Genomic DNA, 12,233 nt, shown 5'->3' with positions numbered 1-12,233 from the left:
TTTGATAAAGAAATTAAAGCCCTGGAAAAACCTAAGCGTAAAAAAAGTGATGACTAAACTCGTAATAAGCTTGAATAAAGCTGTCTTAAGCGCAGTGTATACTGACCAACGCTTCTAAAATGTTGAATCGCAGCACTTTCCGCAAAATGTGTCTATGCACGCAAAAACACTCCCAGCACAAGCCAAAAATCCTGCATTCATAGCCACCAACAACTCATTCCCGCCTCAATCTCATCCCGCCCCAAACATAGGATTGCGTTTTATTAAATACCCCACGCGCATATAATTAAAGAGAGAAACGATTAAACTGGCACCAACCATGCCAAGCCAGTAGCCAATAAAACCATATTCAAAAACATACGCCATGAGCGCTCCCCCAAATAAGCCTACCCCCCAATAGCTTATTGTGACAACAATTGTTGGCCAAAACGTATCAAGCAAGCCCACAAGTATGCCATTGAGCATAGCTCCTAAAGTGCCAAAAGCAAAAGACAATAAGATGAATGGTAACAACTCCCAAGAGAAAACAACAACGCGGACATCAGCAATATCAAAGATGGTTGTAAGGATAAATTCATAAGAGAGATAAACAACTCCTGATAAAAACAAGACATAAACTACATCGAAAACTGTGACACTCATTCGCAACTGTTTTAAAGCCATATGATTCCCATCTGCCCTATACCACGCTGCTATTGTCGCGGCTGCGCTAGAAATACCCAAAGCCACCACAGAAATAAGCATATCAAGACGCATTCCAATCGTATGGGCTGATAAAGCTTGGACCCCTGAAGGCGTAATCATGAATGCAATGACAGAAGGAAAACCTTCCGAAATAAGAATACGGATACCAATGGGAAATCCTACGAGCAGCAATTTTATGATTCGTGAAATCTCAAACTTTGGTCGCAAATAATGAAAGTGAAAGGAATGAAAAGCAGAATTGTGGGACAGAATGATTGCCACTGCCATAACAATCAAAATACGGATCAAACTACTCGCAATTCCAGCACCAAAGACACCTAATCCGCTTGCAGGACCTATACCAAAAATAAGCAGCCAAGAAATAAGAAAATTCATAGGGATAGCTGCAAGCATAACAAAAGTTAAGGGCTTGGGATGACCAATTGCTGAAAGTAATCCACGGCTATTTACATAAAGATAAAAAAACACCACCCCTATAGCAGCACCGCTATTATATTCCTGCGCTATCTTAGCAATTGTCTCATCTTGTTCGAGAAGACACAAAATATTCCTCGTATTGAGTAAAATGATTGCACTCATCATTCCAATCAAAAGGGAAAGCCATATTCCTTGATCAAACCACGCCTTCAATGCATATCTATCTTGTCTGCGAAAACTTTCCGCAAGTTTTGGTGCAACCGCAGTAATAATCCCTAGCCCCAACAACATCACAAAACTAAACAGACTCAGAGCTAACATTGTACCACTTAAGGCTTGAACACCTAAATGCGCCACAAGCGCTGCATCTGTGAAGGAAATCATCATCTGCGAGATAAACCCAACAGCCAATGGCATGCCAAGAGAGAGCAATTGCTTCATCACAACAAACATTGTGAAATACCCTTCCCTATTGCAGGGCTTATTAAACCTGGATCTTTTAAACAAAACACATTGATTTTTTTCGTAAGGTCTTTCCATCGCAAGTCTTGCGTAAAGGATGCATAATGAGCACTCATTAAACTAAGAGGAGATGCACAATTCTTAAAAGAGAAGCGCAATGCGCCTTTAATTGTTTTTTTGGACTTCATGCCATACGTTTTTTTATACAATATTATGCCCCCAAGCAGCTACAGTCGTTGATAAAAGATCCTCAGCAAGTATTTGTTCGTCTTGCACATCCATTTTTAGTATTTTTAATAAAACTTTTGGTACTGCAAGTCATACACTAGTGCTAACCTTCTCTTACCCGCTGCTTACATATGTAAAAAAACAAAGCCGACCGAGTTGTCAGAAAACGCAGGTACTTTGTTATGCTCGTTCGCGATATTTCTGGCTAATGGCAGCGCAATCATTTGACGCATTCAAATCGGTAAGCATCTCTCCTAAAAACGATGGACAGCTATTAATTTCGACTAAATCCATATAAGATGACTCACATACTATTTTTTCCTGTGTCTATATGTAAGTCATAGGCAAGGCCCTATTCAACTGTATCTTCACCCTCAACCCCTCTCATCTTTTATTCACTTTTTATCCGTATAAAGCCAAGCCAAATTAAGCGGGATAACGAAACATATACAAAGCAAGGCGAAACAAAAAGCCGCTTCTATACAAACACTCTTCGCCAACCAACCAATCAGCACAAGCGCTAAAATACCAAAAATACGTGCAAGAAAACTAACAATGGATAAAACCGTATTTGCATTCTTTTGTTGAATATGTTTAAAAAATTCTGCTTCAAACTGCGTCATAGGGACAGAAAAAAAACTGTGAAATACGGTGAATAAAATAATAGGTGCCCAACTGTTTGCAACGAGAAGCAGAGCAAACATAACAACAGCACTCAGGACGAGTGAGCACAAAGTTATCGCCATAGGAGCGTATTTGTGCATAAGATATTTAATTACAAAGCGATTAAATAAGTATTTTACGAGAGTATAAGACACAAAGCACAGGCCAAGAATAAGAACTTTAGTCTTTCCCGTTGCGTTGTCTAATACTCCTGTTTGTCCCAAAATAAAAGGTTGCCAAAAATGAAATATTGGCTGCAATGCTGCAACAATAAAACCACATATCAATATGTAATATAACCCGATTTTTGAGGTAACTAAATAAGTAAAAGCTTCTGTTGCATGCAACAAAGAACTCGAACCTATTAACTGACTACCCGAAACGGATGCAATACCTATCCCCCTCACCCGACTAAAAAAGAATACAAGCACGAGAAACCCGAAAGAACAAAAATAATATGCCGACTGATAATTATCCATACACAAAACAATAAGAACACCTAGCGCACCAGCAACCGTATTCATGAATGCTGTCAGTTCCCGCTTATAAGCGTTTACTTGGTGATAGATCAAACTACCCTTGTAACCACCGCCGTCGATTAAGCCTTTAATCCATGTGCTATCAGCGCCAGAACATAGAGCAAAGCCTAAAGCATAAATAACTTCTGCCGGAATTAAAATAGAAAGATTAGGCGCGTAAATACATAAAAAGAAGAAAAGCGAAAAAAAGAAACATGATAAGATCACATTTTGTTTAACGCCGATTTTATCCCCTAAAATCCCACAAGGCACTTCAAAAATACAAATAGCCACACTAAACACAATTTGCAATAAGGCTAACTGTGCTATACTAACGCCCATAGACAAGAAAAAAAAGCATGGAAGGAACCAGTAATCAACCGCACCCCACTCATTGCTCCACAGCCATAGAGCAACTTTTTAACTTCATAATCTATCGTCATTAATATATCCAAAAACTATAAAGCTAGCAGCTTGTTTGCCGCCAGCTTTATATATTTTAAAACCTCAATTCGTAAAAGTGCCTCGAGAAGCCATTTTCTGCTCACTTGATCGGGATTTGAGAACAGTAACATCAATCCACTTAATTTGAATTTTTTTCAGTGGTTTATACATACTTTTAGTTTTCATAACTTTACCTCCTAATATTAAATGAAAACAATTAAATTTAGAATGAAGTACACATTATAGCTACTTTGTAGCTACCTTTTATCAATTTATTATTTTGATATAAAAAGTTTTGCTCTCCTCCCCACGCTCATGTTAAGTATTTCATGCACCAATCATGTTGCAATCACTACAGCAATTAGAAACTCAAGCGCCCCTTCGGGCAAAGTAGGCTTATATTCACGCCAATTTTTCACCGGCTGTGCACCACACTTAAAACCCATCTCAAATTACCTGAAAACGCTGCTTTCAGAAATTGCCTACGCAGACAAGATCAAACTTTTTGCGATAAAGCAATGTCATCTTGGCATTCGCTAACACTTTTCTTAGCCAATTGCCGCTGAGGCATTTCAAAGATTCTGTAGAGAGTATTATTCATTCGAAGCCAAGCGTGGTCACGATGCGACTATTCTTCTAGAGTTATAGTTGAACAAGTAAACATTATATTGGTGACATCTCCCATAAATTCATGACCACTATAAAATCTATTTGCCAACTCAAAAGTGGTAATTTTCTATCCCATTGAAAAAATAAATAACAAATCACGCAGAGATCTTTTTAGATAAAGCCTCTGCTCATTGAGACAGTTTGTCCATTTTGAATAAAAAAGGGAACTCACGAGAGGATAGTCTTTGCTCTATTATCACTCATACGCAAAAATCTAAGAAATGCTGATTTCTTAAAGAAAAAACAAGAAATAGAATAGTTTTACAAATAAGCACGAACATTTTGCACCGCACTAGGTTTTATACAACTGCAGAATATCTCCTTTATTCGACAGCAACTATCGCAGCGCCCCTAAAACGACCACACTTTGGAATAACCTCCTACCAAGCTATCCACTCGCAACTAAAGATTTACCACCATAAACCAGAAAGCACTTTATGACTAGATGCGCTCCAACAAAGTACAATAACCTAATAAGCAAATAGATAATTCTATCTCTTCTCGAAGTTTTACAGGGATATTAAAAAATGTATCTCTACCTTTAAAACCATCTTTTTGCGCTAATGATATTCCATAATCAGGCGCAAATTCCAAATCCCAGCAACATAACAATGATGCCCCGCACGTCCATTAAAATACCCTGCTTTTTCTCGCTCTAGGCATTCATAGCCCGACCACGTAAAACAAGATACCAATTACAATATCAAACCATAAGACTGCAAGAGAAAGTTCTTTTATAAAGAGACATTTTTTTATCTGTACATTGCCTCTTAAACAAGCGAGCCTGTTCATATAACAGGTTATATGTATAATACATATAACTTCTACAAAAGGAGGATTCATTATGTTCCGTGAAAATCTTTGGTAATGCACTCGGGCGATTGGGTCACTAGTCGCCCGTCAATAATATATTGCGCGTTAAGAAATGGGGGGAGGTGAGCTATGCAACTCGTGGATCATCCTTTTGTGAAATTCGATCAACTCAAGCCGATTTACAACTTCACATATCCGCTATTTCGCACTATTTCAAATGAATTTTACAATTACCTAGACTTTAATAAGCTAGCGCAAAGTAAGCAGATTCCACAAGCGCGTACCATTTCTCTTTATTTGCATATTCCCTTTTGTGAAACCATCTGTTCCTTCTGTCCCTTTCAGAAAGGGGCCTACAAGTACATTAAGCAAATCGAATCTTATATGTCAGCGCTTACCACAGAAATCAGAAACAAAGGAAACTTCATTCGCTCGCTTAAAGGTCCCATCCGCAGCATCTATATAGGGGGTGGCACACCGTCGCTCTTGTCTGCAGACAATATCCGCCACATCGGAAAAGTATTGTATGCCGAATTTGAGCTCTCTTCCTTAGCCGAGTTTACACTGGAAAGCGAACCGAAGAGCGTCACACGTGATAAACTTTATGCTGCCCGTGAGATCGGCGTTAACCGGATAAGCTTCGGTGTACAGAGTTTCATTGAGCGTTTCCGATCATTGTTTAACCTCACTTCAACACGTGAACAAATCAAAAATACCGTGGACTGGTCACAAGAGATAATTGGACATGTCGGTTTCGACCTACTATATGGCACGCACAGCCAGCAAGCCGAAGAACTATTATACGATTTGAAGCAAGCAAGCTTCACCCTGAAACCATCAACCTCTATGCAATCAACAATCTGGCTATCACCTCGCAACTGCATAAGTCTTACGCACAAAAAGGACTAAAACCGTCCAGCCTACAGCATCGACAGATGCTTCGATTATTTAGCGACATCGTTATGCGCAGCTGTGGCTATGCGCCGTGTAATGGGCATTCCTATATCAAAATTTCCAATAATACTCCTCTAACGCTTGCTAAAACGAGTTCAGCTAATTATTTCCGCTATCACAAATATTTGCATGGTTATCATGATGATTATGTGGTTGGCTTTGGGGCATCAGCACAGTCGATTCTCGGCTCACTCGTCACACGAGCCAATCCCTGTCGAAGCGAATACATTACCGACATACAATTTAAAGGCAAATCCAAAGTAGGTATCAGCGGAGCAACAAGCCTCCAAGGCTTTGTGTATGCGGCTACCTTATAACGGCTATGCCAAAAAAGAAAGAATTGACTGGACCGCACTCCCCTCTTTCGTATACAATAACTTACAGCAGCTCATAGGTGCAGGTCTCGTCGCAGAAAGTGATAACGATCTCCAGCTGACTCAGCATGGTTGGCAATGGTATTCCAACCTTATGTATTTTCTTCTCCCTCAGGCAGATAGGAATATCTTGGACGACTATGTCGCAAACATGCTGAATACAACCGCCGTACTTGATGGACCAGCGGAAATCTGTGTGGCATCTTAAGGAGAACAGAATGTTCACGCTTTTTGCCAACAAGAACATACGCTATTTTTGCCTAACCGTTAGTCTGCTCGCCTTACTCAGCGGTGCTTTGCGCACAGCCATCCCGCTATTAGCAAGACAATCTGGATATGGCGTAGTTGGAGTAAGTTGGGCGCAAGGTCTCTTCTCATTAGCGTGGCCAATTTTCGGCATCCTTGCAGGCACTTTACTTGATCGCTGCGACAAAATAAAACTTGCCACCTCAGCTCTCCTCATCTTCATGCTACTGCATATTGTCCTGTTCATCCTGCTTATGATACAGATTGCTCCAGCTGAACAAATTTTCTTCTATGCAACCATTGCTGGATTCATCGTCGTTTCTGCCGAAGCTTATATAATGACGATTCCACCACTTATCATGGAGGGAGAGCGATTGATGACCTTCTACTCAATTGTCTTGTTTTTAGATTTCGGGGTCTCCTATTTTCTTGCCCCTGTCATAACAAGCAGCATTTTAGCGCATAGCACACTGCTATTTCTCGGCCTGTTAATCGTGCTTTTTATCACATTGATTTTTACCGCTCGCCGTGCTGTTCCGACATCGCCAGCACTTGATAAAGAAAACATCACTTTCCGTTATATCATTGCCGGCTTTCGTTTCATTTTTTCAAGTCGGCATCTCACCTCCCTTACATTACTCACATTCTTTCTATCGGTGGTATTTGGAGCATTCCTAACCTCATTCATCTTCTTCGTTACCGACAGTCGATATCTGGGCCTCCATAGCAGCCAATATGGCGTGATGTTTGCAGCCTACGCGCTTGGTACAATGGCGGGTGCCCTCTTTGCGCCACGTATACGCTATGCACCGGTGCGCCTAGCTGTTCTCACTGACGGTTTAGGAACGGTTGTCTTGCTGCTGATTCCAGCCTTTTCAAAAAGTGCTGTCTTCGTATGGGGCGTCACCTTTATCGCTGGCGTTGGAGCAAGCTTATGGTTTATTGGAGTTACCGCCTTCAGGCAGCGCCTCACACCAAAGCAACTTCTCGGGCGCGCTAATTCTGCTTTTCGGGTGATAGGCTATGCTGGAATGCCGGTCGGAAGCTTTTTGGTCGGCGTCCTTGGTTCTTTTATATCGTTGCAATTTGCTGCCACCTTTATCGCTGGACTACTATTGGTGGCTATCGCGATAACGATTCCATTTCTTTGGCAGGCTGATCATATAGACACACCCACCCCTGCCACGAGATAACAGCTGGTTTTTAAAAAAGACACGGTCGAAAAAGGCACACTTACCCTATTACGCAATCGATTGATCTGTTCTTTGAACGAGGAAATTATCACCATAATGGCTGATAGAGCTAAGGAGCACTATAGAAGCAGCCAAACAAGCGCTAAAGACAAAACAGCCCCCTTACGCTGCATTGGGCGATGATCTCAACCTATATGAAGGATGCAAAGAGCTTATAGCGTACGAAGTGCAATTCTTAACCAAAAACGCCGCCCTAGCAATACCCCCTTATACTCCAGTTAATTCGTCGTCCACTATTATACTCATCTTTGCACTTTTCCATTACGCTTAGTATAAAATATGTCTATGAATATTTCTTTTGTACGTCGCAATTCCTTTTATCCTATTTATTTCTGTGTCCTCTGCCAATTTACTTTCATGCAAAGTGTCGGATAAGCTGTTTTCTTTATTTTTTTTAAGTTTCTTGTGCTTATTTTATTTCTTTTCGCTTACGCAAGTCAGCTCAATCAATTCGCATTGCCACATTTTGACATTTTGCTTTTTTGCCTTACTTTTTCAAGGTTAACATATTTATTTATAATGATAATCTATCGTTATTCATATTGAATTAGAACCCCGAATATCGTAAGATTTTCTTCATTTCAAATCTACTTATCTTGAATCAATCAACATCACTTGCTTGCACGTCATAAGCGGGGCTGGTGTGTGGGTAAAATTTATACAAGAAAGGACTAAAAATGGCTCTTATGAACGCTCTCAAGTGCCAAGAGCTGTCGCAACACCCACGAGCTGGCAAATATAATGATGGTGCTGGCTTGCTAGTTCATAAGCGTAAAGATGGTGCTGCTATATTATTTCATGGGGGCTTTATCGTTATACCCTTCATGGTCAGCGCTGTGAAATGGGTTTGGGTGCTCTTTGAGAGATGTCTCTTTAAAACAAGCCCGTGAATTGCAAGAGCAATAATTTTTCCCCTCTAAGTTGGCACACTGTTTCGCATAATTAAAGACGGCGATTTTCTATTTCTTCTTGTGCACTATTATGGCACTTACAGATATTATCAGCAAGCTGATCAATTGGCACAAGTCCATCCAAAAACGTCTATCTTTTGGCATTGACATATTTCTGACAAATAGAAGTCCTGAATCTCCAATTTGACGACGTATCACCACGGGTAAATTTAAAATTGCTTCACATGTGGCATAACCAAACACAATCTAGAAAAAAAACTCAATAATAACGGTGTCTGCCAACTATATGCCTAAGCTTGTTGTTACTATAAGCCTACTGCGCGCCCAAGTTTACGGGTTCGCATCTTATGTCTCATCATAAGGTGCACTTGCACACTCAAAAGCAGAAATTCTCTATTCCATTGAAAATAAAGTAATAAATCTAAAAAATACCTTTTTAGACAAGATCTCTGCTCATTAAGACGCTTTGGCTTTTTTGAACAAAAAAAGGAAAAACACGAGAGAAAAGTCTTTACTCTGTTATCGTTCGTGTGCCCCCCCAAAAACCGATAATCGCAGTTTTTTTAAGGAAAAAAGCAAGAAAAATGAAAATAGTTGTACAAAGGAAAATGGTACTCACGCGACACATCGGTGCTAACGTTCTCTTTAAAAACACACAGATAATTATAACCAGCTTCAAAAAACAGCCTTACTAATGAAGTACTCGCTAGAGGGTTGCGTGCACAACGCAATAATGGCACACTGATTCCCGCAAGCGTGCTTCACATATTGTACGCGTATTCCTCTGTACGGAGCCTGCCGCTCCTAAACACTCAGACGTAATGCTACTGGGTCGTACAGTGTGACCGCAGTTGCCCCCTTAAACACCGGTTCCTACCATATCATAATGTTTGACAAAAACATCATGCCATCATAGCAACCGTTTTGCGTATGGGTTTCACAACATAGTTCTACAAATTGTTGACGCATTGCCAAGCTAAGAGTTTTCTTGCCCACCTACGCCAATGAGACCATCACTCTCCTCTTTTTGAATCGTAAAACAAAATGATTTACTATCAGCGATAAACCATCTGCTCAAAGTCCAGCTAGCTCAAACTCATAGCATTCTAAACCTTTAGCTCGCTCTTCCCCCAAGGGGGGCATAGTCAGATATATCACTTCCGTCACGTATTCATGCGCTGGGATAAAAAATCTGAAACTATGAGGTAACGCTGCATTTGTATGCAGCGTTGTTGTTAGGAATAAGCTTCTATTGAGATAGTTTTGATGGGAAGCACCCACAGCTAATGGTATAAGGATTAATTTCGATTCTTTCGAAATGCTATATATAAATTTAATGTGCCGCCCCAAAACACACCATCAGTGAGCCCACTTAAAAGACCAAAAAGAAGGTTAAAATCAAATACATATTTCAAATCAGGTTCAATATTGAGAAAAACAATCAATATGAATTTGATGACAAAAGCGATAAGAATAAATATCAGCGTCAACGGCGTACCAGGCCGAATAATGAAATCCGTTCCCTCTTTGATTTTTAAACGCGCAGTAGCACGCCAGAGCAACCAGCCAACGCCAACGCCGATCATCAGTCCCCCCAACATTGCGATTGCTCCCCAGCCCGGGAACGCCAGCTTGTTAATCACATCGCTTGCGCCCAAAAAAAGAAAGACTAACGGCAAGAGAAAAAGGCGGTAAACCTTCATTTCCCTATCTTTCAATGCGATTATTCCCATCGTAATGAGAAAAATAAGTAAAATCCAGACCCATAAAGGGGGTCCAGTTAGAATATTAAACAATGACATATTATGCTCCATGATGTTTTATGCGATAAAAATATTGCATGATGTTAGGAAGATATTGAGAAAAAAGAATACCAGCACAAATTAAACCCATAGTGACACACCAAAGCTGGGGGGAGCATGAAAAAAAAGCCACTAGAAGACCATTGGCAAAAAAGATGATTACCCAAATCCATGTAATATATTTATTGATGAGATAAAATAGGATATGTTTGCGTTTTTCTTCAGAAACACCAGCACTAGCATAAAAAATGGTAAAGGGTTTCTTTACCAGCAAGCTCATCAATGAAACCAGAGCAAGTGACAGATAGCAAAAAACTATGGGGTAGTTCAGTAAAAGTGTAGACCATCCAGCGAAATAATTAACAAACAGGACAATAACTGTCAGAATGTTAGTAATCATCATGAGCTCCCCCCGTCGGACAATTTTAATATTCGCAGCAATAATGGACAATAAAATCACAGTCAAGATGCGAGAGCATTCGACCAGAGTTAAAACGTTTCCATTGATAACCCAGGAGTAAATACTCCACGGAATAAAGAGACTATTATGTTAAACATGGTGCATCCTCCTTGCAATAATGCGTCATCGCCGCCTCAAGATTCCCATCTTCAATCTCATGGAGGATAATAGAAAGGAGGACACTAGAAAGTTACATGATAGCATATTTGCAAACTCCCATATGCGCGTGGCCAGTGGCACACCCTCCCCCCAATTAGTGCGGAAATGACGTCGCTCTTGGTACTGGACGCGTTACCTCGGTGCTAACCTTCTCTATTTTTTTGCAGAACAGAAAGCGCGTATCAGGCTCTCTAGCCATACTTAGAGTACGCAAAGTTATTCATCACTCTACAACACCTTAAGCGCGCAATTTTATGTTTTGTATTAAAGGATTTTTGCTTTCAAAATATACGAACAACATCACACAAAGTAGAATAAACAAGATGCCCCCAACATTAAACCAAACCTTGTCTGTAACCAGCACTGTTGCACCGAAACAGTTAACAATAGCGTGGACAAAAAAAGGCGCACACGCATAAAATTTAGAACGCGTAACAACACTACGATACGCCAAGAATGTGTTTAAAATATGCATGAGTATGACGCTCATTAAAGCACACAAAAAAATACTCGCTTGCGTCCAGGAATAAAAAATTACATATTCACTGGCTAATAAGCTAGATCGAATAGGCCAGCCATTATAAACAAGGAAAGGCCCTAGCGCCTTGTAAACTAATTCGCATAAACCCCAGCCTATGCCAATATTCAGCGGCAAACGCCACAACAAACTAGGCGAGCACCGATAAAACTTAGTAACTAACAAACGACGCATGACTTCTTCTGCTACAACAAAAAAAACCGTAAATGTTAAAAATAAAAAAACAAGCGCCAGCCCCTGCTCTGCACGACTCTTGGTTTCAACAATATTCATCATATAAAGCGTTTTTATTACAGATTGCTCCCAAAAAGCAAGAAGCCCGCCACCAATGCAGCTAGCAACAAACCATCCCACAGCACCGGCGACAACCAATTTGAACTTCAGAAAATGATGAAACACACATAGAAGAAAAACAACGCCAAGCACTTGCAATAAACGTAAGGCATCAAGTTTATGTTCTGTTTCCCAGTAACGCCATATTAACAGAACAATCACCCCAAAAACTATGCCGCTCAACAGCACATTTATCCAACTAAATGTAGAGCGAAAAAAATTATAAATGACAGCGCCATAAATAAGGCCTGCGAAAAGCGAAGTAATAAATAAAACCAACATTA

The 12,233-nt window shown here is 40.3% G+C and carries 8 protein-coding genes and 1 pseudogene; 4 read left to right on the top strand and 5 right to left on the bottom strand.

What is annotated here, in order from left to right:
* Positions 1-231: 231 nt before the first annotated feature.
* Together BTR_RS02840 and BTR_RS02830 are read right to left on the bottom strand one after the other, a co-directional pair.
* On the bottom strand, positions 232-1,575 hold the full coding sequence (locus BTR_RS02840; protein ID WP_012231121.1) for an MATE family efflux transporter: 1,344 nt from the start codon (positions 1,573-1,575) through the stop codon (positions 232-234).
* A gap of 632 nt (positions 1,576-2,207) precedes the next feature.
* On the bottom strand, positions 2,208-3,335 hold the full coding sequence (locus BTR_RS02830; RefSeq protein ID WP_012231120.1) for an MFS transporter: 1,128 nt from the start codon (positions 3,333-3,335) through the stop codon (positions 2,208-2,210).
* A 1,713-nt stretch (positions 3,336-5,048) separates the two neighbouring features.
* On the opposite strand from BTR_RS02830, the gene BTR_RS13380 reads away from it, so the two are divergent.
* The 4 genes and pseudogenes from BTR_RS13380 to BTR_RS02815 form a co-directional block, all read left to right on the top strand.
* Positions 5,049-5,828 (top strand): radical SAM protein, encoded by a 780-nt coding sequence (locus tag BTR_RS13380; protein WP_012231119.1) that lies wholly within the window; start codon positions 5,049-5,051, stop codon positions 5,826-5,828.
* Between the two features lie 345 nt (positions 5,829-6,173).
* Positions 6,174-6,455, top strand: coding sequence for a hypothetical protein (locus tag BTR_RS13375; protein WP_162467690.1), 282 nt, complete (start codon positions 6,174-6,176; stop codon positions 6,453-6,455).
* Between the two features lie 10 nt (positions 6,456-6,465).
* Entirely contained in the window at positions 6,466-7,686 is a 1,221-nt protein-coding gene (locus BTR_RS02820) for an MFS transporter (protein ID WP_012231118.1), read from the top strand.
* Positions 7,687-8,423: 737 nt separating this feature from the next.
* Positions 8,424-8,649, top strand: a pseudogene (locus tag BTR_RS02815) (Arm DNA-binding domain-containing protein); the annotation flags it as partial.
* A gap of 1,306 nt (positions 8,650-9,955) precedes the next feature.
* Here BTR_RS02815 and BTR_RS02810 read toward each other — a convergent pair.
* The 3 genes from BTR_RS02810 to BTR_RS02800 form a co-directional block, all read right to left on the bottom strand.
* Positions 9,956-10,459, bottom strand: coding sequence for a DUF6622 family protein (locus tag BTR_RS02810; RefSeq protein ID WP_038473341.1), 504 nt, complete (start codon positions 10,457-10,459; stop codon positions 9,956-9,958).
* Between the two features lies 1 nt (position 10,460).
* On the bottom strand, positions 10,461-10,862 hold the full coding sequence (locus BTR_RS02805) for a hypothetical protein (RefSeq protein ID WP_012231116.1): 402 nt from the start codon (positions 10,860-10,862) through the stop codon (positions 10,461-10,463).
* A gap of 454 nt (positions 10,863-11,316) precedes the next feature.
* The gene (locus tag BTR_RS02800) at positions 11,317-12,231 is read right to left on the bottom strand and encodes a hypothetical protein (RefSeq protein ID WP_012231115.1); all 915 of its coding nucleotides are present in this window, start codon (positions 12,229-12,231) and stop codon (positions 11,317-11,319) included.
* Between the last annotated feature and the right edge of the window lie 2 nt (positions 12,232-12,233).

Source organism: Bartonella tribocorum CIP 105476, from assembly GCF_000196435.1.
GTDB lineage: Bacteria > Pseudomonadota > Alphaproteobacteria > Rhizobiales > Rhizobiaceae > Bartonella > Bartonella tribocorum.
The sequence above is the reverse complement of the archived record's forward strand: the minus strand, read 5'-3'. Positions and strand labels throughout refer to the sequence as shown.